26 protein-coding genes are annotated in these 23,559 nt (G+C 67.8%); 2 read left to right on the forward strand and 24 right to left on the reverse strand.

The window, feature by feature from the left end; all coding sequences use genetic code 11:
- Genes tsaE through glmS form a run of 4 tightly spaced genes read right to left on the reverse strand, consistent with a single transcriptional unit; the run spans position 1 to position 3,900 of the window.
- Positions 1–534, reverse strand: a complete 534-nt coding sequence (gene tsaE / locus E4M00_RS02435; RefSeq protein ID WP_135119204.1) for a tRNA (adenosine(37)-N6)-threonylcarbamoyltransferase complex ATPase subunit type 1 TsaE — start codon at positions 532–534, stop codon at positions 1–3.
- A gap of 37 nt (positions 535–571) precedes the next feature.
- The gene (gene alr, locus E4M00_RS02440; protein ID WP_135118939.1) at positions 572–1,690 is read right to left on the reverse strand and encodes an alanine racemase; all 1,119 of its coding nucleotides are present in this window, start codon (positions 1,688–1,690) and stop codon (positions 572–574) included.
- Positions 1,687–2,046: a holo-ACP synthase gene (locus E4M00_RS02445; protein ID WP_135118940.1), complete on the reverse strand. Its 360-nt coding sequence runs from the start codon at positions 2,044–2,046 to the stop codon at positions 1,687–1,689. The genes alr and E4M00_RS02445 overlap by 4 nt, the downstream gene beginning before the upstream one ends.
- 3 nt (positions 2,047–2,049) lie before the next feature.
- Positions 2,050–3,900, reverse strand: a complete 1,851-nt coding sequence (gene glmS / locus E4M00_RS02450) for a glutamine--fructose-6-phosphate transaminase (isomerizing) (RefSeq protein WP_135118941.1) — start codon at positions 3,898–3,900, stop codon at positions 2,050–2,052.
- Between the two features lie 44 nt (positions 3,901–3,944).
- Between glmS and coaA the strand changes: the two genes are divergently transcribed.
- Entirely contained in the window at positions 3,945–4,901 is a 957-nt protein-coding gene (gene coaA, locus E4M00_RS02455) for a type I pantothenate kinase (protein ID WP_056165789.1), read from the forward strand.
- On the opposite strand, the gene glmM is transcribed toward coaA, so the two are convergent.
- The 17 genes from glmM to E4M00_RS02535 all read right to left on the reverse strand — a co-directional run bounded on the left by glmM (position 4,898) and on the right by E4M00_RS02535 (position 18,549).
- A complete protein-coding gene (gene glmM, locus E4M00_RS02460; RefSeq protein WP_056165786.1) occupies positions 4,898–6,259 on the reverse strand; it encodes a phosphoglucosamine mutase in 1,362 nt (453 codons plus the stop codon). The two genes, coaA and glmM, sit on opposite strands and share 4 nt — an antisense overlap.
- 21 nt (positions 6,260–6,280) lie before the next feature.
- Entirely contained in the window at positions 6,281–6,766 is a 486-nt protein-coding gene (gene rpsI / locus E4M00_RS02465; RefSeq protein WP_135118942.1) for a 30S ribosomal protein S9, read from the reverse strand.
- A 48-nt stretch (positions 6,767–6,814) separates the two neighbouring features.
- Complete coding sequence (gene rplM / locus E4M00_RS02470) at positions 6,815–7,261, reverse strand: 50S ribosomal protein L13 (protein ID WP_055821281.1); 447 nt, start codon at positions 7,259–7,261, stop codon at positions 6,815–6,817.
- Positions 7,262–7,394: 133 nt separating this feature from the next.
- Positions 7,395–8,381, reverse strand: coding sequence for a tRNA pseudouridine synthase A (locus E4M00_RS02475; RefSeq protein ID WP_135118943.1), 987 nt, complete (start codon positions 8,379–8,381; stop codon positions 7,395–7,397).
- A gap of 75 nt (positions 8,382–8,456) precedes the next feature.
- Positions 8,457–9,449: a GNAT family N-acetyltransferase gene (locus E4M00_RS02480; RefSeq protein WP_240036792.1), complete on the reverse strand. Its 993-nt coding sequence runs from the start codon at positions 9,447–9,449 to the stop codon at positions 8,457–8,459.
- Between the two features lie 139 nt (positions 9,450–9,588).
- Entirely contained in the window at positions 9,589–10,122 is a 534-nt protein-coding gene (rplQ, locus tag E4M00_RS02485; protein WP_135118945.1) for a 50S ribosomal protein L17, read from the reverse strand.
- A gap of 45 nt (positions 10,123–10,167) precedes the next feature.
- Positions 10,168–11,157, reverse strand: coding sequence for a DNA-directed RNA polymerase subunit alpha (locus E4M00_RS02490; RefSeq protein WP_056165781.1), 990 nt, complete (start codon positions 11,155–11,157; stop codon positions 10,168–10,170).
- 145 nt (positions 11,158–11,302) lie between these two features.
- Positions 11,303–11,701, reverse strand: a complete 399-nt coding sequence (gene rpsK, locus E4M00_RS02495; RefSeq protein WP_055821293.1) for a 30S ribosomal protein S11 — start codon at positions 11,699–11,701, stop codon at positions 11,303–11,305.
- 46 nt (positions 11,702–11,747) lie between these two features.
- A complete protein-coding gene (rpsM, locus tag E4M00_RS02500) occupies positions 11,748–12,122 on the reverse strand; it encodes a 30S ribosomal protein S13 (protein WP_056165778.1) in 375 nt (124 codons plus the stop codon).
- Positions 12,123–12,277: 155 nt separating this feature from the next.
- Positions 12,278–12,394 (reverse strand): 50S ribosomal protein L36, encoded by a 117-nt coding sequence (gene rpmJ / locus E4M00_RS02505; protein ID WP_055821300.1) that lies wholly within the window; start codon positions 12,392–12,394, stop codon positions 12,278–12,280.
- A 79-nt stretch (positions 12,395–12,473) separates the two neighbouring features.
- Positions 12,474–12,695: a translation initiation factor IF-1 gene (gene infA, locus E4M00_RS02510; RefSeq protein WP_021759551.1), complete on the reverse strand. Its 222-nt coding sequence runs from the start codon at positions 12,693–12,695 to the stop codon at positions 12,474–12,476.
- Between the two features lie 208 nt (positions 12,696–12,903).
- Complete coding sequence (locus tag E4M00_RS02515) at positions 12,904–14,052, reverse strand: mannitol-1-phosphate 5-dehydrogenase (RefSeq protein ID WP_135118946.1); 1,149 nt, start codon at positions 14,050–14,052, stop codon at positions 12,904–12,906.
- 2 nt (positions 14,053–14,054) lie between these two features.
- Positions 14,055–14,495 (reverse strand): PTS mannitol transporter subunit IIA, encoded by a 441-nt coding sequence (locus tag E4M00_RS17940; RefSeq protein ID WP_193555535.1) that lies wholly within the window; start codon positions 14,493–14,495, stop codon positions 14,055–14,057.
- 87 nt (positions 14,496–14,582) lie between these two features.
- A complete protein-coding gene (locus E4M00_RS02520) occupies positions 14,583–16,109 on the reverse strand; it encodes a PTS mannitol transporter subunit IIBC (protein WP_193555536.1) in 1,527 nt (508 codons plus the stop codon).
- 18 nt (positions 16,110–16,127) lie between these two features.
- Entirely contained in the window at positions 16,128–17,813 is a 1,686-nt protein-coding gene (ptsP, locus tag E4M00_RS02525) for a phosphoenolpyruvate--protein phosphotransferase (RefSeq protein WP_135118947.1), read from the reverse strand.
- Between the two features lie 45 nt (positions 17,814–17,858).
- A complete protein-coding gene (locus E4M00_RS02530) occupies positions 17,859–18,143 on the reverse strand; it encodes an HPr family phosphocarrier protein (protein WP_135118948.1) in 285 nt (94 codons plus the stop codon).
- A gap of 91 nt (positions 18,144–18,234) precedes the next feature.
- Complete coding sequence (locus tag E4M00_RS02535) at positions 18,235–18,549, reverse strand: PTS sugar transporter subunit IIB (protein ID WP_135118949.1); 315 nt, start codon at positions 18,547–18,549, stop codon at positions 18,235–18,237.
- A 183-nt stretch (positions 18,550–18,732) separates the two neighbouring features.
- Between E4M00_RS02535 and E4M00_RS02540 the strand changes: the two genes are divergently transcribed.
- Positions 18,733–20,661 carry a BglG family transcription antiterminator gene (locus tag E4M00_RS02540; protein WP_135118950.1) on the forward strand — a complete coding sequence of 643 codons (1,929 nt, stop codon included), beginning with the start codon at positions 18,733–18,735 and terminating at the stop codon, positions 20,659–20,661.
- Positions 20,662–20,672: 11 nt separating this feature from the next.
- Here E4M00_RS02540 and map read toward each other — a convergent pair whose 3' ends face one another.
- Genes map through secY form a run of 3 tightly spaced genes read right to left on the reverse strand, consistent with a single transcriptional unit; the run spans position 20,673 to position 23,460 of the window.
- The gene (gene map, locus E4M00_RS02545) at positions 20,673–21,503 is read right to left on the reverse strand and encodes a type I methionyl aminopeptidase (protein WP_135118951.1); all 831 of its coding nucleotides are present in this window, start codon (positions 21,501–21,503) and stop codon (positions 20,673–20,675) included.
- 5 nt (positions 21,504–21,508) lie between these two features.
- Positions 21,509–22,141: an adenylate kinase gene (locus E4M00_RS02550; RefSeq protein ID WP_135118952.1), complete on the reverse strand. Its 633-nt coding sequence runs from the start codon at positions 22,139–22,141 to the stop codon at positions 21,509–21,511.
- Complete coding sequence (gene secY, locus E4M00_RS02555) at positions 22,138–23,460, reverse strand: preprotein translocase subunit SecY (protein ID WP_056165749.1); 1,323 nt, start codon at positions 23,458–23,460, stop codon at positions 22,138–22,140. Before secY ends, E4M00_RS02550 begins: the two co-directional genes overlap by 4 nt.
- Positions 23,461–23,559: the final 99 nt, after the last annotated feature.

Genomic DNA, 23,559 nt, shown 5'->3' on the forward strand with positions numbered 1-23,559 from the left:
TCAGGCGTAGGGCGTGCCCGCCCACCGCGGGCCGAAGCCTCGGATGGTGATGGTGCGCGGTTCGTCGGCGCCCAGATCGGATGCGTCGGTCGGGTCGGTGTCGTCGTCGCCCGTGTCGTCGGTATCGTCGTCGCCCGTGTCGTCGGGACCGGTGGCCTCGCCGCCTGCGGCATCCGTCCCGGCGCCGGTCGGCCGCACGATGTCGAGTTCCAGCCACGACTCGGCGACGCCGTCGAGGAGTCCGGCGCCCCACTCCACGACGACGACGGAGCGGGCGTAGTCGATGTCGAGGTCGTCGAGCTCCATCGCGCTCTGCAGCCTGTAGGCGTCGACGTGCACGAGCGGCGGCCCGTCGCCGAGGCTGGGATGGGTGCGTGCCAGCACGAAGGTGGGGCTCGCCACCCGGCCACGCACTCCGAGCCCGGCGCCGATCCCGCGCGTGAGCGTCGTCTTGCCCGCGCCGAGGGGCCCGCTGAGCACGAGAAGGTCGCCGGCCCGCAGCTCGGCCGCCAGCGTCTCGCCGAGGGCCGTCATGCCGTCGGCCTCCGCGATGGTGAGTCTCTGCACGGCTCTACTCCACGTAGTGGCGCTGCACGCGGTGCCCGATGCGCGTCACGATCTCGTAGTTGATGGTTCCGGCGGCCACTGCCCAGTCGTCGGCCGACGGCGCACCGGTGGCCGGATCTCCGAACACGACGACGGGATCCCCGACCGCCACGGACAGGTCGCCGACGTCGACGATGAACTGGTCCATCGCGATGCGTCCGACGACCGGATGCCGCTTCCCCGCGATCCAGACCTCGGCTCGGCCCGATGCCTGCCGCGGGATGCCCTCCGCGTAGCCGAGCGGCACGAGCACGAGAGTCGTGTCGCGCGGCGCCCGCCACTGGTAGTCGTAGGAGGCTCCGGTGCCGGCCGCGACCCGGCGCACGTTCGCGACCCGGCCTCTGAGCGTCATCGCCGGGACCAGAGGCACGTCGGGCGTGCTGTCGCTCCACGGCGAGAGTCCGTAGATGCCGATGCCCAGCCGCACCATGGTGAAGCGGCACTCCGGCCGGGTGATTGCTGCGGCCGTCGAGGCGAGGTGCAGCAGCTCGGGAGCGACTCCGTGGGCCTCCGCGGTCGCGATCGCCGCCTCGAACCGTTCGCGCTGGGCCGCATCCTCCTCGGGCGAGGCGTTCGACAGGTGGCTGAAGAGCCCTTCCACGACGATGTCGCCCGACTCCTGCAGGGAGCCCGCCGATTCGACCGCCGTGGCCCAGTCCTCCTCGGGGATGCCGTTGCGGCTGAGCCCGGTGTCGACCTTGAGGTGCAGTCGTGCCGGTGCGCCCACGCGGCGGGAGGCATCCGTCACCGCATCAAGCTGGCCGAGGGTCGAGATCCCGATCGAGATGCCGCGGGCTATCGCCTCATCGAAGATCACGTCGGGGTCGTGCAGCCACGCCAGCACCGGAGCGTCGATTCCGGCGTCTCGCAGCGCGATGGCCTCGGCGATGTCGGCGACGCCCAGCCAGTCGGCGCCGCCGGCGAGCGCGGCGCGTGCGACGGGCACGGCGCCGTGGCCGTAGGCGTTCGCCTTGACGACGGCCATGACGTGCGGCGTGCCCACGTGAGCCGCGAGGGCTGCGACGTTGGCTCTGACGGCACGGAGGTCGACGGATGCCTCACGGAAGACGAGCTGCTCGCTCATGAGCCGTCACGCTCCATGACGACGAAGGCCGTGGCGATGCCGGCGTCGTGGCTCATCGACACGTGGACGCTGGTGACGCCCTGGGCCTCTGCGGCGGCCGCGACAGTGCCCGACAGGGTGAATTCCGGGTCGCCGTGCTCGTTCGCCTCGATCACCATGTCGTGCCAGCGCAGGCCGCCGGGCCCCCCGAGCGCCTTGATGAGCGCCTCCTTCGCCGCGAACCGCGCGGCCAGTGAGCGGGGATGCCGAGCGCGTTCGCTCTCAGCGAACAGTCGCTCGACGAGGCGCGGCGTCCGTGCGATCGCCCGCTCGAACCGGGCCAGATCGACGACGTCGACTCCGATGCCGGCGATCACGACTCACTCGACCGTGACGGACTTCGCCAGGTTGCGCGGCTGGTCGACGTCGAGGCCCTTGGCCGTGGCCAGTTCCATCGCGAAGATCTGCAGCGGGACGACGGCGAGGATCGGCTCGAACAGCGGGGCCGCCAGCGGGATCGGGATGACCTCGTCGGCGAAGGGCAGCACTGCGGCGTCGCCCTGCTCGGCGATCGCGATGATGCGGGCACCGCGAGCGCGGATCTCCTGGATGTTCGACACGACCTTCGCGTGCAGCAGAGCCGAGTGGCGCGGGCTCGGCACGATCACGAAGACCGGCTGGCCGGGCTCGATGAGCGCGATCGGGCCGTGCTTGAGCTCACCGGCCGCGAATCCCTCGGCGTGGATGTAGGCGAGCTCCTTGAGCTTCAGCGCGCCCTCGAGGGCGACCGGGAAGCCGACGTGGCGGCCCAGGAACAGCACGGCGCGGGTGTCGCTCATCCAGTGGGCGAGCTGGCGGATGATCTCACCGGTGCGGAGCACCGTCGCCAGCTTCTCGGGGATGCCCTCGAGCTCGTGGAGCTCGACGGCGATCTCTTCGGCGCTGAGCGAGGCGCGCACGCGGGCGAGGTGCAGACCGAAGAGGTAGAGCGCGGTGATCTGGGCGACGAAGGCCTTGGTCGACGCGACGGCGACCTCGGGTCCGGCGTGCGTGTAGATGACGGCATCCGACTCCCGCGGGATCGTCGCACCCTGGGTATTGCAGATCGAGAGGGTCTTGGCGCCGCGCTCACCGGCGAACTTCACGGCCATGAGCGTGTCCATGGTCTCGCCGGACTGCGAGATGGAGATGACGAGGGTGTCGTCGGTGATCACGGGATCGCGGTAGCGGAACTCGTGGCTGAGCTCGACCTCGACGGGGATGCCCGCCCACTTCTCGATCGCATACTTGGCGACGATGCCGGCGTAGGCGGCCGTGCCGCAGCCGATGATCGTGATGCGACGGATGGCGGCGAGTGCGTCGTCGCCGAAGGCGGTGAGTTCGGGCACGGCGACGGCACCGTCGTGGATGCGACCGCGGATGGTGTTGGCCACGGCATCAGGCTGCTCCGAGACCTCCTTGGCCATGAAGCTGGACCAGCCGCCCTTCTCGCTGGCGGAGGCGTCCCAGGCCACGTCGAACTCCTCGGCCTCGACGACTGCGCCGTCGAAGTCGGTGACGGTGACGCTGTCTGCCGTGATGGCGACGATCTGGTCCTGGCCGATGGCGACGGCGCGGCGGGTGTGCTCGACGAAGGCTGCGACATCCGAACCCAGGAAGTTCTCGCCGTCACCCAGGCCGATCACGAGCGGGGAGTTGCGGCGGGCACCGATGACGAGGCCGGGCTGGTCCTGGTGCAGGGCGAGCAGCGTGAACGCACCCTCGAGGCGGGAGACCGTGCGCTGGAACGCCAGGCGCAGATCGCCGGCGGCACGGTACTCGCGGCCGAGGAGCACCGCTGCGACCTCGGTGTCGGTCTCGGACTCGAAGGTGTGGCCCTCGGCGAGCAGTTCGTTCTTCAGCTCGGAGAAGTTCTCGATGATGCCGTTGTGGATGAGCGCGAGACGCCCGTCGTCACCGAGGTGCGGGTGCGCGTTGCGATCGGTGGGTCCGCCGTGCGTCGCCCACCGCGTGTGGCCGATGCCGGTACGGCCGTCGTTGATGGGGTGAGCCTCGAGCTCGTCGGTCAACTTGACGAGCTTGCCCGCCTTCTTGGCGACGCCGAGTCCACCGTCTTCATCGATGACGGCGACGCCCGCGGAGTCGTAGCCCCGGTATTCCAGGCGACGAAGCCCTCCGATGAGCACTTCGAGACTCTTGTTCTCGCCTACATATCCAACGATTCCACACATGGGCCCGATTTTAGCCTGAACTGGCTGACGCTAAGCTCATAGCGATGTCCGATCCGGCGAGAACCAACGGTGTCCACGGCCACAGCTCCCCGTTCGTCGAGCTGGATCGCGCCGACTGGGCCGCCCTCGCTCGGTCGACCCCGCTGCCCCTGAGCGAGACCGAACTCGTGCAGCTGCGCGGCCTGGGCGAGCCGCTCGACCTCTCGGAGGTCACCGACGTCTACCTGCCGCTGAGCCGGCTGCTCAACCTGTACGTGGCCGGCGCACGCAGCCTCCACCGCGCCACGAGCGACTTCCTCGGCGATCGAGCCGAGAGCACCCCGTTCGTCATCGGAGTGGCCGGGTCGGTGGCCGTCGGCAAGTCGACGATCGCGCGACTGCTGCGCGAGCTCCTCGCCCGCTGGGAGGACACTCCGCGCGTGGAACTCGTGACGACGGATGGCTTCCTCCTGCCCAACGCCGAGCTCGAGCGCCGCGGCCTGATGGCGCGCAAGGGCTTCCCGGAGTCGTACGATCGGCGGGCGCTCCTGCGGTTCGTCAGCGAGGTCAAGGCCGGGACCGCCGAGGTGCGCGCTCCGTTCTACTCGCACCTGAGCTACGACATCGTTCCCGACGCCCAGATCACGGTTCGCCGCCCCGATGTGCTCATCGTCGAGGGACTCAACGTGCTGCAGCCGCCCGGTCCGGGGCATCGCCTCGCCGTGAGCGACCTGTTCGACTTCACCATCTACGTCGACGCCCGCACCCGCGACATCGCGCGCTGGTACGACGAGCGCTTCCTCAAGCTGCAGCGTGGCGCGTTCAGCAACCCGCTGTCGTATTTCCACCGCTACGCGTCTCTCACCGAGAGCGAGGCTCTGGCGCGCTCAGGCGAGATCTGGCGGTCGATCAACGAGCCGAACCTGCTCCAGAACATCCGGCCGACACGGTCGCGTGCGACCCTCGTCCTGCGCAAGGACGAGAATCACACCGTGAACTCGGTGCTGCTGCGGAAGCTCTAGAGAGCCAGACGCTCCCGCACGACATCGGCGAGGCCGTGGGCAAGGCGATCGGCTGTGGCCTGGTCGGCCGCCTCCACCATGACGCGCACCATCGGCTCCGTGCCCGAGCGGCGCATGAGCACGCGGCCCGAATCCCCGAGCTCGGCCTCCGCGTCGCGCACTGCGGCCGCGATGACCTCATCGGAGTCGAGCGCGTGGTGGTCTACGCCTCGCACGTTCACGAGGATCTGCGGGAAGACCGTCATGACGCTGGCGAGCTCGGCGATCGACTTCCCGGTGCGGGCCATCTCGGCCACCAGGTGCAGGCCGGTGAGGATGCCGTCGCCCGTTGTGGCGTACTCGGTCATGATCACGTGGCCGGACTGCTCGCCACCCAGGGCGAGGGAGTCGGCGTTGAGCTCTTCGAGAACGTAACGGTCTCCGACGGCGGTCTGGATGACGCGGATGCCGTTGGCCTCCATCGCCCTGTGCAGACCGAGGTTGCTCATCACCGTGACCACGAGGGTGTCGTTGGTGAGGTGGCCGCGTTCCTTCATCGCCACGGCCAGGATCGCCATGATCTGGTCGCCGTCGATGACGTTTCCGGCGGCGTCCACGGCGAGGCAGCGGTCGGCGTCGCCGTCGTGGGCGATCCCGATGTCTGCTCCGGCCTCGAGGACCTTGGTCGCGAGGTGGTCGAGGTGGGTCGAACCGACACCCTCGTTGATGTTCGTGCCGTCAGGGTCGGCGCCGATGACGGTGATCTTCGCGCCGGCGAGTGCGAACACCTCGGGCGAGATGCCGGCGGCAGCGCCGTTGGCGCAGTCGAGCACGACGTGCACACCGTCGAGACGGTGCGGGAGGGTGCCCATGAGGTGGAGGATGTAGCGGTCTTCGCCATCCGCGAATCGACGGATGCGGCCGACTTCACCCCCCGTGGGGAGCAGCTTCTCGATGCCGAGGTGCGCTTCGATGCGGTCCTCGACCTCATCGGGAAGCTTGGTGCCGCCGACGGCGAACAGCTTGATGCCGTTGTCGGGGGCTGGATTGTGCGACGCCGAGATCATCACGCCGAAGTCGGCGCCACTGTCGGCGATGAGGAACGCCGTCGCCGGGGTCGGCACGACTCCGGCGTCGAGCACGTCGACGCCCGAGCTCGCGAGGCCTGCTGCGACGGCGGCTCCGAGGAACTCGCCGGAGACGCGGCCATCGCGCGCCAGCACCGCGACGGGCCGTCGGCCCTGCGCGCGGCGATCTTCCGCTCGCCGTCCTGAAGTCAGGACGACGGCGCTTGCCTGAGCGAGGCCCAGGGCCAGGTCAGCCGTGAGTTCACGGTTGGCCAGGCCCCGGACCCCGTCGGTTCCGAAGAGACGAGGCATGTCTGCCAGTGTCGAAGCGCTTTAGCGCTTCGAGAACTGCGATGCCTTACGGGCCTTCTTGAGACCGGCCTTCTTGCGCTCGATGACGCGAGCGTCACGGGTGAGGAAGCCGGCCTTCTTGAGTGCTGCACGGTTGTTCTCGCGGTCGATCTCGTTGAGAGCACGAGCGATCGCGAGGCGGAGGGCACCGGCCTGGCCGGAGGGGCCACCGCCCGTGACCTTCGCGACGACGTCGTAGCTGCCGAGGAGGTCGAGCACCTTGAACGGGTCGTTGATGAGCTGCTGGTGGAGCTTGTTCGGGAAGTAGTCCGCGAGCTCGCGGCCGTTCACGATCAGGCTGCCGGAGCCGGGCACGAGGCGCGCGCGGGCGATGGCCTGCTTGCGACGGCCGACAGCCGAACCCGAGACGTTCAGGACGGCGCGGGGTGCACGGGGGGTTTCTTCAGCGGGGGTTTCGGTCGAGAAGCTCTCGGGAGCCACGTCGATCTGGTCTGCGATCTTCGCCACGGTGATTGGAATCCTTTGTCTGTGAATCGAGAAGTCGGGGGCCGGGCGCTACTGGGCGACCTGGTTGAAGACGAACTGCTTCGGCTGCTGTGCAGCGTGAGGGTGCTCCGGGCCGGTGTAGACCTTGAGCTTCTTCAGCTGGGCGCGTCCGAGCGAGTTCTTCGGGAGCATTCCGCGGATCGCCTTCTCGACGGCGCGCGTGGGGTTCTTCTCGAGCAGCTCCGAGTAGGTGACTGCCGTGAGGCCGCCCGGGTAACCCGAGTGGCGGTAGGCCTTCTTCTGCTCGGCCTTGGCGCCGGTCAGGGCGACCTTGTCGGCGTTGATGATGATGACGAAGTCGCCGGTGTCCATGTGGTTGGCGAAGGTCGGCTTGTGCTTGCCGCGCAGCAGGACTGCTGCGTGGGTCGCCAGGCGACCGAGAACGACATCGGCTGCGTCGATGACGTACCAGTCGTGGGTGATCTCACTGGCTTTCGGGGTGTAGGTGCGCGTCACTGTAGTGGCTGCTTTCTGTTCGAACGGAGGTGTTCGTGAATCCCACTCCGGGCGGTTCTCGAGGAGAACACAGTCGATGGAGGGCTCACGTTCGTGTACCCGGCCGCCAAGGCACGGGCACCAACGGTCTATCCTAGGAGACTTGTGTGCCGTTGGCAATTCGAGGCGGAACGGAGGCCTCGGGGGGAACGAACGCGCGGTGCGCTGGTCCCCTGCGCTGCCGTGTCTCGGCGGCGCGTGCCGCGAGCCTCAGGTCATCCGGATAGCCCACCTGGGTGAGCGTGAGTCCGCGCGCCGGCATCACCATGAAGGCGTTCGTGCGCTCCGCCGCCTCGCGGAGGGCGACGGGGTCACCCGGCGCCAACTTGCCGGCGCCCACCAAGACGCAGGCCCCCACGAGGGCGCGCACCATGCTGTGGCAGAAGGCGTCGGCCTGCAGGCGCGCGGTCAGCACGCCGTCGACGGCCCGCTCCCACGTGAAGGCCTGCAACGTGCGGATCGTCGTGGCCCCGTCGCGCGGTTTGCAGTAGGCGGCGAAGTCATGGAGCCCGCAGAGACTGGCGGCTGCGGCCTCCATGGCATCACCGTCGAGCCTGGAGTGATGCCACGTGGTGTTGACCCGATGCAACGGATTGCGCACGGCGGTCTGATCGGCCAGGCGGTAGCTGTAGCGCCGCCAGAGGGCGCCGAATCGAGCGTCGAACCCCACGGGGGCCAGCGACCCGCGCGAGATCACGATGTCGCCCTTCTGGCTCAGGATGCCGTTCAGTCGACGCGCGAGCGCAGTGCCGGCGTCGCGTTCCCCGCCGCGGTTGCGGCCGCGGTCGGGGCGCAGCAGGCTGCCGGCCTGCGCATCGGTGAGGTCGAGATGGGCGACCTGACCTGTCGCATGCACTCCGGCATCCGTTCGCCCCGCGACGACCAGCGTGGGAGGCGGGCCGTAGCGACGCAGGATCGAGGAGAGGGCCAGTTCGATATCGCCCTGCACGGTGCGCAGGTTCGGCTGGCGTCCCCAGCCGTTGAAATCGGTTCCGTCGTACGCGATGTCGAGACGGATGCGCCGTGTGCCCTCGAGCGGCGGATGAAGGGTCGAGGAGGTCTCGTCCTCCTCGTCAGCCATGCCATCCACGCTGATCAGTGTACGAGTCGCGCGGGACGTCGGAGAATCGGCCGGGCATCGAGCAGCCCGCGGGAGTCAGACGACCCTGACGAAACTCATGTGCCTGTAGGCGACGGTGAAGCCCATGCCCGTGTACAGCCCGAGAGCGCCCGATGGGTTCTCGGAGTCCACGTCGAGCGTCGAGCGCTGCAGACCTGCTGCCCGGGCGGCATGGAGGTGACGGGCGAGCAGCGCCTGGGCGATCCGCCGGCCCCGCCATCCCCTGACGACGCCCACGAGATCGACATAGCAGCCCGTGAACCCCTGCCCCTCCCAGTCGTCGCGGTTGACGAGCGTGAGGAGGAAACCGACGACCTCACGCCCGGCCTCCGACCGGGTCAGCGCGAGGAAGGAGAGCTCGGCATCGAAGGCCTCGCCGTCCACGAAGTGCGCCCAGCTCTCGACGCTCGTCGACTGGCTGCTCCAATGGTCCTGGAAGGCGTCGTTACGGGCCAGCCGGGTGGCCTCGGCCATCTCGGACGTGTACTGCACGATCTCGATGGCGTCGTCGACCTCGACCTCGCGGATGGGATCGGCGACGACCCGCTCCACCGAGAGGAAATGCCGGGTGAGTGCGAGCCCGTGCTGCTCGAGCAGGTCCGCAGCTCCGGAGGCACGCTCCTCGGCGAAGCTGATGATCCAGCCGGGCAGGCGCTTGTCCGACGAGGCCAGGTGCTGCTCGGCCCTCTCTTGCTGCCACCCCACGAGAGCGCTCCCGATGCCACGCTCGCGGGCGGTCGGCAGCACATTCCCGAGGACGAAGCACCGCACCAGCGTCTCCTGCCCGGGCGGGACGACGACGGTGCCGAAAGCCAGGACGGAGCCGTCATCGTCCAGAGCGAGCATCGAATCGGCCGAGGGATCGATGTGGGGGACCGAGAACAGCTCCATCACCTCGTCACGACTGGTCACCCAGTTCGGGTGATCGGATGCGGCGACGACACGTTCGAACGCCAGGATGGCCTCGACGTCCTCGGCCCGGGCGGGCCGCCACTCATGCACGGACGGATGGGTCGGTGCGTCGACCATGCTCGGCGCCTGAACACGTCGATTGAGCGGTGGGAGATCCTCCTGCATCCGTCCATCATCCACCGACGCACACGGGGGACGAGACAGGGCCCCGGCGATCCGAACGGATCACCGGGGCCCTGTCAGGGTGGTGCTGGGACTACTTGGCCTCGGCCTCGTCGGCCGGGGTCTCAACCTTAGCGTCGGTGGCGACGGCCTCGTCGACCTCGGCCTCGGCCGGGGTGACGGTCTCGTCGGCAACCTCGGCCTCGGGCTCTGCCTCGACGACCGGCGCGGTCTTCGCGGCGGCCTTGGCCGGCTTGGCCTTCTTCACGACGGGCTCGAGGACGAGCTCGATCTGCGCCATGGGGGCGTTGTCGCCCTTGCGGTAGCCGATCTTCGTGATGCGGGTGTAGCCACCGTCGCGCTCGGCGACGAGCGGAGCGATCTCGGTGAAGAGCTCGTGCACGATCGACTTGTCACCGATGACAGCCAGAACGCGACGACGGGCGTGGAGGTCTCCACGCTTCGCGAACGTGATGAGACGCTCGGCGTACGGACGCAGGCGCTTGGCCTTGGTCTCGGTCGTCTTGATCGACTTGTGCTCGAACAGCTGCGAAGCCAGGTTGGCCAGCATCAGACGCTCGTGTGCGGGTCCGCCTCCGAGGCGGGGGCCCTTGGTGGGCTTAGGCATTTATTTCTCCAGTATGTGAAAGGTCGAAAAGCTCAGCTACGAGCTTTAGATGTTCTCGTCGTCGTAGCCGCTGTAGAAGTGGGCGCCGTCGAATCCGGGAACCGAGTCCTTGAGCGACAGGCCGAGCTCCACGAGCTTGTCCTTGACCTCATCCACCGACTTCTGACCGAAGTTGCGGATGTTCATGAGCTGCGTCTCCGAGAGGGCGACGAGCTCGCTGACGTTGTTGATGCCCTCACGCTTCAGGCAGTTGTACGAACGCACCGACAGGTCGAGGTCCTCGATCGGGATCGAGAGCTCGCTCGAGAGCACGGCGTCGACCGGCGCGGGGCCGATCTCGATGCCCTCGGCCGCGGTGTTGAGCTCGCGGGCCAGACCGAACAGCTCGGTGAGCGTACGACCGGCGGATGCGATGGCGTCGCGCGGCGTGATGGCCGGCTTCGACTCGACGTCGACCACGAGGCGATCGAAGTCGGTGCGCTCACCGGCACGAGTCGCCTCGACGCGGTAGGTCACCTTGAGAACGGGCGAGTAGATCGAGTCGATCGGGATCTGACCGGCTTCGCTGTACTCGTTGCGGTTCTGCGTGGCCGAGACGTAGCCGCGGCCGCGCTCGATCGTGAGCTCGAGCTCGAACTTGGCCGACTCGTTGATCGTGGCGATCACGAGGTCGGGGTTGTGCACCTCGACACCGGCGGGAGCCGAGATGTCAGCAGCGGTGACCTGGCCCGCGCCCTGCTTGCGCAGGTAGGCGGTGATCGGCTCGTCGTGCTCGCTGGAGACGACCAGACCCTTGATGTTCAGGATGATCTCGGTCACATCCTCCTTGACACCGGGAACGGTGCTGAACTCGTGGAGGACGCCGTCGATGCGGATGCTGGTCACAGCAGCGCCGGGGATCGACGAGAGGAGGGTGCGGCGGAGCGAGTTGCCGAGCGTGTAGCCGAAGCCGGGCTCGAGGGGCTCGATCACGAACCGCGAGCGGAACTCGGAGATGTTCTCCTCGGTGAGCGTGGGGCGCTGTGCAATGAGCACTGTTATTCCTTTCGGCGAGGTGTCCGCTATATGACACCTGCGATGGCGACCGGGTGGGCGGGCCCGGCGGGTGTTGAGTTATGGAAGGAACGGCTGAACGGCCGGCCGGGTCGCGCTAGCGATACCCGGCCGACCAGTCAGTTGATTAGACGCGGCGACGCTTCGGCGGGCGGCATCCGTTGTGCGCCTGCGGGGTGACATCGTTGATCGATCCGACCTCGAGGCCAGCGGCCTGGAGCGAACGGATGGCCGTCTCGCGACCCGAACCGGGTCCCTTGACGAACACGTCGACCTTCTTCATGCCGTGCTCCTGCGCCTGACGCGCAGCCGACTCGGCGGCGAGCTGAGCGGCGAACGGGGTCGACTTGCGCGAACCCTTGAAGCCGACTCCACCGGACGAGGCCCAGCTGATGACCGCACCGGTGGTGTCGGTGATCGAGACGATCGTGTTGTTGAACGTCGACTTGATGTGGGCCTGGCCCACGGCGATGTTCTTCTTTTCCTTCTTGCGCGGCTTGCGAACGGCCGACTTGGGTGCTGCCATGATTTCTCCTGAATCCTATGAGGCGCGAAAGTTCGCTGGCCGAGGCCTAGCGAGCCTTCTTCTTGCCGGCCACGGTGCGCTTCGGGCCCTTGCGGGTACGAGCGTTGGTCTTGGTGCGCTGTCCGCGGACAGGCAGGCCACGACGGTGGCGGATGCCCTCGTAGGAGCCGATCTCGACCTTGCGGCGGATGTCGGCGGCAACCTCGCGACGGAGGTCACCCTCCACCTTGAACGTGCCTTCGATGAAGTCGCGCAGTGCGACGAGCTGCTCGTCGCTGAGGTCCTTGACGCGGATGTTTCCGTCGATCTTGGTCTCGGCGAGGGTCTGGAGGGCGCGGGTGCGGCCAACTCCGTAGATGTAGGTCAGTGCGACCTCCACGCGCTTCTCGCGCGGGATGTCGACGCCGGCTAGACGTGCCATGTGTGGCTTCTCCTGTTGATGAGTGGAGGTGTGGAGCAATCCCGGTGCCGCGGCCTCCAACCGTGGGTGTCCCCTGACGGATCAGGTTCTTGGGAGTGCTGTTCTCTTATCGAGTTGTCTCTGCGAGTGATCGGCGGCGCCGGAGCGCCGACCGACTAACCCTGGCGCTGCTTGTGGCGCGGGTTGGACTTGCAGATGACCATGACGCGGCCGTTACGGCGGATCACCTTGCAGTGGTCGCAGATGGGCTTGACGCTGGGGTTGACCTTCATTGTTTTCCTTTTCGCTGTCTTCGTACCCGTCCACCTGCTCACGCAGGCGAATCGGACGGGCCGTTACTTACAGCAGCCTTTACTTGTAGCGGTAGACGATCCGGCCACGCGTCAGGTCGTAGGGGCTCAGCTCCACGATCACGCGGTCCTCGGGGAGGATGCGGATGTAGTGCTGACGCATCTTGCCTGAGATGTGAGCCAGAACCTTGTGCCCGTTGGTGAGCTCAACCCGGAACATTGCGTTCGGGAGAGCTTCGACAACCGAGCCTTCGATCTCGATGACGCCGTCTTTTTTGGCCATAGCCTCTTCGTCGCTAAAAGTATTGGATGCTGGTCGTGCGGACGGTGCCCACCCTCGAACTCAGACGTCCGGAGGGCATGCGTCAACGGACGCAGGACACCAAAGATCAATCGTATGGCATTGACGGGCTTTTGGCCAATCAGCGGCTACACCTCCCAGCTCGGATCCAGACGATGACGGATGCCGTCCCTCAGACGTCTGGTCGGGCTCAGCGTCGCGCGGCGACGATCTCCCTCAGGTCTTGGAACAACGGATGCTCCGGTTCGATTCCCATGACCGACTCGACGAACTCCCCCGGGCTCTTCGCTGCGGCGAGGAGCTCGTGCATCTGCACGCTCTGCTCGTCATCGGGGTCGTCGAACGCCAGCACGGCACCGATCGCCTCGACCAGCGCACTCGTGGGCAGGCCGCGTTCGGCCAGTTCGGCAGCCGGTCCGACGAACCGCTCGTGCCTGCTGAGCTTGCGGAGAGGCTGGCGGCCGACCCGCTGAACCGTGTCGGGGAGATACGGGTTCGCGAATCGGCGCAGGATCTTCTCGCGGTAGTCCCGCTGCACCTCGGGATCGGCCTGGTGCTTCGCCACCAGCAGTGTCGAGGTCTCCTGCAGCACCCGAGTGGCGATCTCGGCGACGCTCGGATCGCTGAGCGCGTCGGACAGCTTCGTGTATCCCGCGGCCGCGCCCAGATAGGCCACCGTGGCGTGCCCGGTGTTCACCGTGAAGAGCTTCCGCTCGATGAAGGGCAGCAGGTCGGCCACGAAGGTGGCGTCGGGGATGTCGGGAACGTCGCCCTCGAAGGGGCCCTCCTCGATGACCCACTCGAAGAAGCTCTCCACGGTCACGTCGAGGCCGGCATCCGGATCCTGTCCGGGAACGATGCGATCGACGGCGGTGTTGGCGAACACGGCGCGGTGGAGGCAGCGGCGCCATTCGTCCTGTCCCATGAACGACGCCACTTCGTCGCGCAGCAGGTCGGTGGCGTTGATCGCGTTCTCGCAGGCCATGACCTGCAGCGGTGGCAGCTCGGCCGGGCGCTCCCGCATCGCCGCGGCGATGTGCGGGGCGATGAAGCGCAGGATCGTGGGGCCGACGGCCGTCGTCACGATGTGCGCCGTCGTGAGCTCGGCGCGGAGCTCCTCCTCCTGGGTCGCACTGTTGAACGCGCGGAAGTGGTCGACCGTGCGGGTCGCCGGGTCGTCCCCCACCTCGTGCACCTCGTAGCTGGATGCTGCGTCGAGGGCTTCGATGAGCTCGGCGTTCACATCGGCGAACACCACCTCGTACCCGGCGTCGTGCAGGATGAGCCCCACGAAGCCGCGCCCGATGTTGCCTGCACCGAAGTGCACGGCCTTCTTCATGTTCACGACTCGTTGACCTCGGAGAGGGCGGCATAGAGCTCCGCTGCGGTGCCGAGGGCGAGCAACTTCTCGACCTCGTCCTCGTCGGAGAAGATGATGGCGATCTTGGACAGGATCTCCAGGTGCTCGTTGTCGATGCCGGCGATGCCGACGACGAAGCGCACCTCGTCGCCGTTCCAGTCGATCGGCTCGTCGTAGCGGGTGAACGACAGGCCGGACTTCCTGATGGTGTCCTTCGCCTCGTTGGTGCCGTGCGGGATGGCGAGGAAGTTGCCCATGTAGGTCGACACCGAACCCTCCCGCTCGAGCATCGCGTCGACGTAGGCCGCGTCGACGGCGCCCACCTCGACCAGGATCGCGCCCGCCGCGCGAATCGCCTCGTCTCGCCCCACCGCGGCATCCGCGATGCGCACTGCTCCACTGGACAGGATCTGCTCGGTCATCGGTCTCCCCCTACTTTCTCTTCGGTCATCGTCGTCGGTGGACGAGGGGCGGATGCCGCGACACCAGCACGCGGCATCCGCCCGTCGTCAGCGCACGCCCTCGCTCTGCAGGAGATTCACGATCTCCTCGTACTTCGGGCTGTTCATGAAGTTCTCCACCGAGATGTGCAGGGCACTCGGCGACTGCTGCTTCGCGCGCTCGGTGAGGTCCTTGTGGGTGACGACGAGGTCGACGTCGTCGGTGAGGTTGGCGATCGACTTGTTCGTCACGTCGACGCTGTCGATTCCCGCCTTCTTGATCTTGTTGCGCAGCACCGTCGCTCCCATGGCACTCGATCCCATGCCTGCGTCGCAGGCGAAGATGATCGTGTGGATCGGCTTGTGCTCGAAGGCAGCTGCCTCACCCTCGCCGATCAGCCCGCCACCGGCGGCGACGCCAGCACCCGCGAGGCCGCTGAGCACGTCGCTCGACTTGCCCTTGTTCGACTCGGTCATGGCGATGGCCATGCCCAGGTCCCCGGCACCCTCTGTGGCGAGGTCGCGCTTGCGACTGGCCCTCAGGATGATCGAGGCGATGAGGAACGAGACCGCGGCCGAGAGGATGACCGAGAGGATCACGCCGACGTAGCTGTCCGATGCCGTCTGCAGGATGATCGCGAAGATGCTGCCCGGGGATGCCGGTGCTCGAAGGCCGGTCTGGAAGATGACGTTCGTCGCGACACCGGTCATGCCGCCGGCGATCACGGCGATCACCGTGAGCGGCTTCATCAGCACGTACGGGAAGTAGATCTCGTGGATGCCTCCGAGGAACTGGATGATGATGGCGCCGGGGGCGCTCGCCTTCGCCATGCCGACACCGAAGAAGGTGAAGGCCAGCAGCAGGCCGAGGCCGGGGCCGGGGTTCGCCTCGATGAGGAACAGGATGCTCTTGCCGGTCTCGACCGACTGCTGGGTGCCGAGAGGCGTGAACACGCCCTGGTTGATGGCATTGTTGAGGAACAGGATCTTGCCCGGCTCGACCAGCAGCGACAGCAGGGGCAGCAGGTTCATCGACGTCAGCCAGTTGACGGCGGTCTCCAGCAGGCCGCTCAGCCATTGCACTGCCGGCCCGAACGCGAAGAATCCGAATATCGCCAGGATCATGCCGACGATGCCGGCCGAGAAGTTGTTCACCAGCATCTCGAAGCCGGCCTTGATCTTGCCGTCCCAGATGCTGTCGACCTTCTTCATGACCCAGGCCGCGAGCGGGCCCATGATCATCGCACCGAGGAACATCGGGATGTCAGTGCCGACGATCACGCCGACGGTGGCGATCGAGGCGACGACGCCGCCTCGGGTGTCGTACACGAGACGACCACCCATGTTGGCGATGAGGAGCGGAAGCAGATAGGTGATCATCGGACCGACGAGACCGGTGTGCTCGGTTCCGTCAGCGCTCGGGAATCCTCCGAGCTCGGGCACGGGGGTCCAGCCCGTCTTGATGAAGAAGGCAGTGATGAAGCCCCAGGCGATGAACGCTGCGATGTTGGGCATGATCATTCCACTGAGGAACGTGCCGAACTTCTGGATGACGACCCTGCCGCCTCCGGACTTCTTCTCCGACGTCGTTGTCATGATGGTGCCTCTCTGTGATCAGGTGGCGGGCGCGGGGACGCGCCCTGCTGTGCGCTCGGCCGCGCAGGACTTCGCGGCCGCCTTGGCCTCGGCCGCCCCGTCGGCGGCCAGGGCGACCTCGGCCAACGCGCGTGCGTCGTCGAGGGTGAACCGCGCGAGGGACGCGCGTACGTCGGCGAGGGCCGACGGGGACATGGAGAGCGTCGTCGCGCCGAGACCGACGAGCACGACGGCCAGCAGCGGATCGGCCGCGGCCTCGCCGCAGATGCCGACGGGCTTGCCGGCCGCCAGTCCGGCCGCGCCCACTTCGGCGACGAGTCTGAGGACCGCCGGGTGCCAGGGGTCCTGGAAGTTCGCGACGGTGCCGAGCAGCCTGTCGGCAGCCATCGTGTACTGCGTCAGGTCGTTGGTGCCGATGGAGGCGAAGTCGGTCACCGCGAGCACGCGATCGGCGAGCAGCGCCGTCGCCGGCACCTCGACCATGACCCCGGCCGTCCTGATGCCGAGCTCCTTGGCGAGGGAGGTGAAGTACCGGGCCTCCTCGACGGTGGCGACCATGGGAGCCATCACCCAGAGGTCGGCATCCGTCGCCGCATCCGCCGCCGCGAGAGCCGTGAGCTGCTCGCGCAGGATGGTCTCGCTGTGGCGGAGCGAGCGGATGCCGCGGAGCCCGAGTGCCGGGTTCTCCTCCGGAGCGTCGTTGAGGAAGGCGAGGGGCTTGTCGGCTCCGGCGTCGAGCACCCGGGCCACCACCTTCTTGCCGGCGAAGGCAGTGAGCAATTTCGTGTACTGCTCCTGCTGCTCGCGCACGGTGGGCGCCGACTGGGAGTCGAGGAACAGGAACTCCGTGCGGAACAGTCCGACGCCCTCGGCACCGGCGGCGAGCGCGTCGGCTGCGCCGGCGGCGGATCCCAGGTTCGCCAGCAGTGGCACGGCGGTTCCATCGAACAGGGCGCCGGGGCCGGTCGGCTCCTGGGATCGCTGGGCGCGCTCGTCGATGCGCGTCTTGGCGGCGCTGAGTTGCTCGTCGGTCGGACTCGTGATCACGGCATCCGCCGCAGCATCGACGATCACCTGGTCGCCGTCGGCGAGAGTGGCGGCGCCGGCTGCTCCGACGACAGCGACGATGGACTTCTCGCGCGCCAGGATGGCCGTGTGCGACGTGGGGCCGCCGTCCGTCGTGATGAGAGCCAGCACCTGGTCGAGATCGAGCAGGGCCGTGTCGGCCGGCGCGAGATCACGGGCGACGAGCACGAAGGGATGCCCGGGGTTCGGGATGCCGGGGGCCGGAAGCTTGAGCAGGTGCGCGATGACGCGCTGGGAGACGTCGTCGAGGTCGGCGGCGCGCTCCCCCATGTAGCCGCCCATGCCTGCGAGCAGGTCGCGGAAGGCGGCGAAAGCCTCGAACACCGCACGCTCCGCGGTCTTGCCCTCGGCGAGCCGCGCCGTGATGTCATCGGCGAGGGTGACGTCCTCCGCCATCATCGCCTGGGCCTCGAGGATGTCGCGCGCTGCCCCGCCTGCCTGGGTGCCGCGGCGGTTGAGTTCGGCCGCCACCACGGACAGCGAGGCCGTCGCCCTCTGACCCTCGCGCTCGGCGTCGAGGTGGGTCGGGCGGTCGACGGGTTCCGGCAGTGGCTCCGCCATGCGGGCCACGGGTCCCAGAGCGATCCCCTCGCCGATTCCGGTGCCGTTCAGTTCCATCAGTCGCCCTCCGTCGTGTGCCGGGAGGACGCCCGCGCGGGGCGATCAGCTGTCGTGATCGGTGAGGAGAAGATCGACGAGGCGGTCGAGGACCGCTGCGGCATCGTCTCCGTCGACCGAGACGGTGACCTCGTCGCCGTGATCGATTCCCAGGGCGATGACGGCGAGGATGCTCGCCGCGTTGACGGGCTTTCCGTCGCCCTTGGCGATCGTGACCTTCGCCCCGGATCCCCCGACGGCCTGAGTGAAGAGTTTCGCGGGCCGCGCGTGCAGCCCGTGCTCCGATCCGATTCGCACGCTGCGAGTCGCAGTGGTGTCGGTGTCTTCCATGTGTCCGGCCTCCGTCGCTGGCGTCCGTTCTCAACCCCACCATACTGTCCGGGGTGCACGGGCACCACGCAGAGGGGATCGACGCGGCCGGTCACGGACGGATTCCGACCGCGTCGAGTGCACTGTCGAGGGCGATGGCCCCCGACTGGTCTGTGAAGGCGGCCTCGGGAAGGACGACGACGCTCGCGTCGCCGAGCTCGGCGAGACGGGCGCGTATGGCATCGGCCTGGGCGGCGAGGTGGGCGCCGAGCAGGACGACGGCGGCATCCTGGGCCGAATCCTCGAGGGCGGAGTCGCTCGTGGGAGAGACGACGATCTCGAGGCCCCGTTCGCGAGCGAGACGACGGATGCGGTGGGCCACGAAGGTGCTCGATGCCCCTGCTCCACACACCACGAGGATCTTCACTGATCCGGCTCCTTCGCTCGACGTCCCCTCAGTGTGGCCTCCGCTCGTGCGCATCGGCCAACACGATTTCTTCCGCCCTGGCGGAAATCTGTCCGGATCGGCCCGCGCCCATCATGGGAGATGCTTGACTCGTCGTGAAGCACAGTGCCCTCGGAGTTGAGGGCACGCGAAGGGACCCACGGCGTGAGCGACAGACGGGAGCAGCTGCTCGACCTGCTCGCGCGCGCCGACCGCTGGTTCACGGCCGCGGAGCTGGGCGATCAGCTCGGCGTCACGCCGCGCAGCGTGCGCAGCTACGTCACCGCCGTGAAGACCGAGGCCGCACCGTTCGAACCCGTGCGGTCGGGCTCCGCCGGTTACCGGCTCGACCGTGCGGAGTACGCGCGCTGGCGGGCGGCATCCGGAGCCACGGAAGCGACCTCGGAGGAATCGGGCGGTCCCACAGCGCGCGCCACGCGTCTGCTGCGACGCCTCGTCGATGCCCCGGCCGGCCTGGACGCCTTCGCGACCGCGGCAGAACTGCACGTGAGCGAGTCGACGCTCGAGGGCGACCTCACGCGGGTTCGCGCCCGTCTCGACGGCACCGGACTGTCGCTGCGTCGGAGTGGCGGGACGCTCGTGCTCGATGGAACCGAGTCGGCCAGACGGCGTCTGCTCGGCACGCTCTTCCGCGAGGAGTCGGCTCGCGGCATGCTCGAACTCGCGGCCATCCAGCGCGAGTTCCCCACGGAGGGCCTCGCCGAGTTCAAGACCGATCTCATCGCCGAGCTCACCCGGAGGGGCGCCGCCGTGAACGAGTACGGACTGAGCAACGTGCTGCTGCACATAGCGATCACCGTCGACCGGGTGCGTCGGCACCACACACTGCAGTCCGACGGCGAGACGGCGACGGATGCCGCGAACGTCGGTCTCGCCTCAGTGGTCGACGGCCTCGTCGCGCGGCATTTCGACGTGCGACTCGGCGCCGAGGACGTCGCCTACCTCGGCTATCTCGTCGAGACCAGGGTCGCCACCCCCGCCCAGGCCGGACCCGACGCGCGCCGCGACGACCTGCTCGACGCCGACGACCTCGCCGAGCTGCGCCGGATCGCCGTGCAGGCCGGCCGCGAGTTCCTCATCGACCTCGACGACGACGAGTTCCTCACGAGGCTCGCGTTGCACGTGCGCAACCTGGTGGCGCGCGCGAACGACCTGTCCTATTCGCGTAACCCCCTGACCCGGTCGATCAAGGCGGGCTATCCGCTCACCTACGAACTGGCGGTCTACATCGCGAACGAGTTGCAGACGAGTCGCGGCATCAGCATCAACGAGGACGAGATCGCTTACATCGCCATGCACGTGGGGGCGCTGGTCGAGCAGCGCCGACGGGTGGATGACGACCTGGTCACCTGCTCCATCGTCTCACCCTCGTACTACGAGCTGCATCTCACCGTGCTCGCGCGGATCGAGTCGGCCGTCGGCAGCGACCTCGACGTGCAGAGCGTCGTGACGCGCACCGACGTCGACTGGAGAGCGCTCCCGGGCGACATCGTCATCTCGACGGTCGAGCCGCCGGTGCCCGACGAACGGGTGATCGTCATCGCGCCGTTCCTGACCAACGGCGACATCGAGCGCGTGCGCGCGGCCGTGAGCCGCATCCGTCGGCACCGTCGTCGGGCCCGGCTCGCCGTCGAACTCGAGCGCTATTTCCAGCCCGAGCTGTTCCTGCGCGACGTCGTGGTGGCGGACGAGGAGGCGATGATCCGACTTCTGGGCGAGCGGATGCGCGACCTCGGCATCATCGACGACGCGTACATCACCGGGGCGATCGAGCGCGAGCGCCTCTCATCGACGGCCTTCACCGACACTCTCGCCGTGCCGCACGCGCTGGCGATGACCGCCCGGCGCACGTCGATCGCGATCGTACTCAGCGACTCCCCCATCGACTGGAACGGCGCCCGCGTGAACGTGGTCGCCTTCATCGCGTTCAGCGAGAGCGACAGGTCGAGCTTCCAGGACGTGTTCGACCAGTTCGTCGAGGTGTTCTCCGAGCACGATTCCGTGCACAGGCTGCTGCGCAACGCGCGCGACTATCCGTCGTTCATCGAGGAACTGGTGCACGCGCTGGCGTGAGCAGCCTCGCCCTACGGGATGGGAACCGGCACCACGCCGAGCGGAGCGAGACCTGCTGCCCCGCCGTCCTCGGCCGTGAGCACCCAGATGCCGCCGGCGTGAACGGCGACGCTGTGCTCCCAGTGCGCGGCGTCGAGGCCGTCCTCCGTCGTGACGGTCCAGTCGTCATCCTGCACGATGGTGTCGATGGAGCCCTCGACGATCATCGGCTCGATGGCGACGACGAGCCCCGGCTTCACGTCGGGACCCTTCTGGCGCACCCTGTAGTTGAACACCGGCGGGTCCTCGTGCATGGTGCGTCCGATGCCGTGCCCGACGTAGTCGGTCAGGATGCCGTAGTCGCCCTGCGATTCGACGTAGCGCTGCACGGCGTCGCCGACCTCGTTGAGGTGCTTCGCGCGAGCCAGGGCCGCGATGCCATGCCAGAGCGACTGCTCCGTCACGTCGGAGAGTCGGGTCCTGGAGGCGACGAGCTCGGCGTTGGCGGCATCCGGAACCACGACGGTGAAGGCGGAATCGCCGTTCCACCCCGAGATCTCGGCGCCCGCGTCGACCGAGACGATGTCTCCCGGCGCGAGGGGGACGGTGCTCGGGATGCCGTGGACGACGTCGGCGTTCACCGAGACGCAGAGCGTGTGGGAGTACCCGGGCACGAGCTGGAAGTTCGGGATGCCGCCGCCGTCGCGGATCGTCTTCTCGGCGATGGCATCGAGCTCGAGCGGAGTGATGCCCGGACGGATCGCCCGACGGACAGCCTCCAGAGCCGAGGCGGTGAGCAGGCCTGGGGCCTGCATCGACCGCAACTCGGCCGGCGACTTGTAGATCGAACGGCGGAAGGCCATGCGGGTCAGTTCGCCACCGCTGAGTCGAGCTCGCCGATGCCGAAGGCCGCGAGGGCGAGGGCGACTCGGTCGCCGACCTCGTCAGGAGACCCGAGTCCGTCGACGTCGATCAGCAGGCCGCGGTCGCGGTAGATGTCGACGAGCGGAGCAGTCTCGCGGGTGTAGACCTCCTGGCGGTGCCTGATGGCAGCCTCGGAGTCGTCGACCCGGCCCTGCTCGGCGGCGCGCTTGGTGAGGCGGGCCACGATCTCGTCCTGGTCGGCCACGAGACGGATGACGGCCTCGAGCGGACGACCCTGCTCGGCGAGCAGGTTGTCGAGGTAGCCGACCTGATCGACCGTCCGCGGGTAGCCGTCGAGCAGGAAGCCGTTGCGGGCGTCGTCCTCGGCGAGCCGTGCCGTGACGATCTCGTTGGTGAGCTCGTCGGGAACGTAGTCGCCCGCGTCCACGATCTCCTTGACCCGAACACCCAGGGGCGTCTGGTTCTTGATGTGGTAGCGGAAGATGTCTCCCGTCGACACATCGGGGATGCCGAAGGTCTCACCGATGCGCTTGGCCTGGGTGCCCTTGCCGGCCCCGGGGGGACCGACGATCAGAAGTCGAGCGCCGCGGACCTGGTTGGCCGTGGCCCCGGTCATCGGAGCAGACCCTCGTAGTGACGCTGCTGCAGCTGCGAGTCGATCTGCTTGACCGTCTCGAGACCGACACCGACGATGATGAGCACGGATGCGCCACCGAACGGGAAGTTCTGATCGGCACCGAACGCGCTGAATGCGATCAGTGGCAGCAGGGCGATCGCACCGAGGTAGAACGCACCGGGGAGAGTGATGCGGGTCAGCACGAAGTCGAGGTACTCGGCCGTCGGGCGACCGGCACGGATGCCGGGGATGAACCCGCCGTACTTCTTCATGTTGTCGGCGACCTCTTCAGGGTTGAAGGTGATCGCGACGTAGAAGTACGTGAACCCGACGATGAGGAGGAAGTACAGCAGCATGTAGAGCGGGTGATCGCCCTTGGTGAGGTAGTTCGTGATCCAGAGCACCCACGGCTGGGCCGTCTCTCCGGCGGCAGGCTGGTTGAACTGCGCGATCAACGCGGGCAGGTACAGCAGCGACGAGGCGAAGATCACGGGCACGACGCCGGCCATGTTGACCTTGATCGGGATGTACGTGTTGTTTCCGCCGTACGTGCGCCTGCCGACCATCCGCTTGGCGTATTGCACCGGGACGCGTCGCTGCGACTGTTCGACGAACACCACCGCCAGCACGACGAGCAGACTGACCGCCAGCACCAGGGCGAACACGTTGAAGCCCTTGGCCTGGAGGATCGAGCCGAGCGAGCCCGGGAAGCGGGCTGCGATCGAGGTGAAGATGAGCAGCGACATGCCGTTGCCGATGCCGCGCTCGGTGATGAGCTCACCCATCCACATGATGAGGCCGGTACCGGCCGTCATGGTGATGACCATGAGCATGATCGCGTACCAGGCGTCGTTGGTGATGAGCTGCGTGCACTCGGGGCTGGCCGAGGTGCCGAACAGCGCGCCGGAGCGGGCCACGGTGATGAGCGTCGTGGACTGCAGCACGCCGAGGGCGATGGTGAGGTAACGCGTGTACTGCGTCAGCTTCGCCTGGCCGGACTGGCCCTCCTTGTAGAGGGTCTCGAAGTGAGGGATGACCACGCGCAGCAGCTGCACGATGATCGAGGCCGTGATGTAAGGCATGATGCCCAGCGCGAAGACGGAGAGCTGCAGGAGCGCGCCACCGCTGAACAGGTTCACCAGCTCGTAGAGGCCGCTGGTGCCCTGGTTGGCCGCGAGGCAGGCCTGGACGTTCCCGAAGTCGACGAACGGAGCCGGAATGAACGATCCCAGGCGGAAGAGGGCGACGATGCCCAGAGTGAACCCGATCTTGCGACGAAGGTCGGGCGTGCGGAAGATCCGCGCGATGGCGCTAAACACAAAGCCTCCTGGTGTGGTGTGAAGTCAGCCTACCTGCGAATCGAGCCTGCCGAGACCGCCTCGTGATGAGGGCTGATCTCGACAGGCTCGATTCAGACA

Origin of the sequence: Orlajensenia leifsoniae (assembly GCF_004570845.1) — a bacterium.
Taxonomy (GTDB): domain Bacteria; phylum Actinomycetota; class Actinomycetes; order Actinomycetales; family Microbacteriaceae; genus Orlajensenia; species Orlajensenia leifsoniae.

What these genes read in the sequence shown, in the direction of transcription:
- tsaE (WP_135119204.1), bottom strand. Translation starts at nt 534, where the DNA reads ATGACGGCCCTCGGCGAGACGCTGGCGGCCGAGCTGCGGGCCGGCGAC.
- alr (WP_135118939.1), bottom strand. Translation starts at nt 1,690, where the DNA reads ATGAGCGAGCAGCTCGTCTTCCGTGAGGCATCCGTCGACCTCCGTGCC.
- glmS (WP_135118941.1), bottom strand. Translation starts at nt 3,900, where the DNA reads ATGTGTGGAATCGTTGGATATGTAGGCGAGAACAAGAGTCTCGAAGTG.
- coaA (WP_056165789.1), top strand. Translation starts at nt 3,945, where the DNA reads ATGTCCGATCCGGCGAGAACCAACGGTGTCCACGGCCACAGCTCCCCG.
- glmM (WP_056165786.1), bottom strand. Translation starts at nt 6,259, where the DNA reads ATGCCTCGTCTCTTCGGAACCGACGGGGTCCGGGGCCTGGCCAACCGT.
- E4M00_RS02475 (WP_135118943.1), bottom strand. Translation starts at nt 8,381, where the DNA reads ATGGCTGACGAGGAGGACGAGACCTCCTCGACCCTTCATCCGCCGCTC.
- E4M00_RS02480 (WP_240036792.1), bottom strand. Translation starts at nt 9,449, where the DNA reads ATGGTCGACGCACCGACCCATCCGTCCGTGCATGAGTGGCGGCCCGCC.
- rplQ (WP_135118945.1), bottom strand. Translation starts at nt 10,122, where the DNA reads ATGCCTAAGCCCACCAAGGGCCCCCGCCTCGGAGGCGGACCCGCACAC.
- rpsK (WP_055821293.1), bottom strand. Translation starts at nt 11,701, where the DNA reads ATGGCAGCACCCAAGTCGGCCGTTCGCAAGCCGCGCAAGAAGGAAAAG.
- rpsM (WP_056165778.1), bottom strand. Translation starts at nt 12,122, where the DNA reads ATGGCACGTCTAGCCGGCGTCGACATCCCGCGCGAGAAGCGCGTGGAG.
- rpmJ (WP_055821300.1), bottom strand. Translation starts at nt 12,394, where the DNA reads ATGAAGGTCAACCCCAGCGTCAAGCCCATCTGCGACCACTGCAAGGTG.
- infA (WP_021759551.1), bottom strand. Translation starts at nt 12,695, where the DNA reads ATGGCCAAAAAAGACGGCGTCATCGAGATCGAAGGCTCGGTTGTCGAA.
- E4M00_RS02515 (WP_135118946.1), bottom strand. Translation starts at nt 14,052, where the DNA reads ATGAAGAAGGCCGTGCACTTCGGTGCAGGCAACATCGGGCGCGGCTTC.
- E4M00_RS17940 (WP_193555535.1), bottom strand. Translation starts at nt 14,495, where the DNA reads ATGACCGAGCAGATCCTGTCCAGTGGAGCAGTGCGCATCGCGGATGCC.
- E4M00_RS02520 (WP_193555536.1), bottom strand. Translation starts at nt 16,109, where the DNA reads ATGACAACGACGTCGGAGAAGAAGTCCGGAGGCGGCAGGGTCGTCATC.
- ptsP (WP_135118947.1), bottom strand. Translation starts at nt 17,813, where the DNA reads ATGGAACTGAACGGCACCGGAATCGGCGAGGGGATCGCTCTGGGACCC.
- E4M00_RS02530 (WP_135118948.1), bottom strand. Translation starts at nt 18,143, where the DNA reads ATGGAAGACACCGACACCACTGCGACTCGCAGCGTGCGAATCGGATCG.
- map (WP_135118951.1), bottom strand. Translation starts at nt 21,503, where the DNA reads ATGGCCTTCCGCCGTTCGATCTACAAGTCGCCGGCCGAGTTGCGGTCG.
- E4M00_RS02550 (WP_135118952.1), bottom strand. Translation starts at nt 22,141, where the DNA reads ATGACCGGGGCCACGGCCAACCAGGTCCGCGGCGCTCGACTTCTGATC.